The sequence below is a fragment of the Methylophaga sp. UBA3603 genome (assembly GCF_002375335.1).
In the GTDB taxonomy this organism is placed as follows: Bacteria; Pseudomonadota; Gammaproteobacteria; order Nitrosococcales; family Methylophagaceae; genus Methylophaga.
The window spans coordinates 162,756-163,516 of sequence record NZ_DFMC01000007.1 but is presented as its reverse complement, the minus strand read 5'-3'; the positions used below and the strand labels follow the sequence as shown (position 1 = coordinate 163,516).

The following is a 761-nucleotide window of genomic DNA, read 5'->3' as shown; positions in this document are numbered from 1 at the left end:
GGTGCAACCAGCACAGCTGCTGCACACGTTTTTGATGACAAAATCATTGTCGGTATTTCAGGCGGTGAGTTTGGTGTTCGTGGTTACGTTCAAGCATATGATTTAGATGGAAAATCACTGTATAAAGCTTACAGTGTCGGTCCAGATGATGAAATGTTAGTTGACCCAGAAAAAACCATGTCTATGCTGAAACCAGTTGGCAAAGATTCTTCTTTGAAAACTTGGCAGGGTGACCAATGGAAAATCGGTGGTGGTACTACCTGGGGTTGGTATTCGTATGACCCTGACCTGAACCAGTTCTATTATGGAACAGGTAACCCATCTACCTGGAACCCAGTACAACGTCCTGGTGACAACAAATGGACAATGTCATTGTTTGGTCGTGATTTAGACACTGGTATGGCGAAATGGATTTACCAAATGACGCCTTACGATGAGTGGGATTATGATGGCGTCAACGAAAACATCCTGGTAGACCAAAAAGTCAAAGGTAAAATGCGTAAAATGTTAGTGCATTTTGACCGTAATGGTTTTGGTTACACCATGGATCGCGTCACAGGTGAATTGCTGGTTGCACAAAAATATGACCCAGCGGTTAACTGGTCAAACGGCGTTAACCTGAAAACCGGTCTGCATGATCGTGTAGCGAAATACTCAACTGCACGTAACGGTGAAGACGTTAACACCACTGGTATCTGCCCAGCAGCATTGGGTTCAAAAGATCAACAGCCAGCGGCATATTCACCACGTACCGGTCTGTT

General features: G+C 44.7%; 1 protein-coding gene. It reads left to right on the top strand.

Annotated features, from left to right (window positions below):
* A partial coding sequence (locus B4F66_RS04495; RefSeq protein WP_526022911.1) for a PQQ-binding-like beta-propeller repeat protein occupies nt 1–761 on the top strand: 761 nt, incomplete at both ends.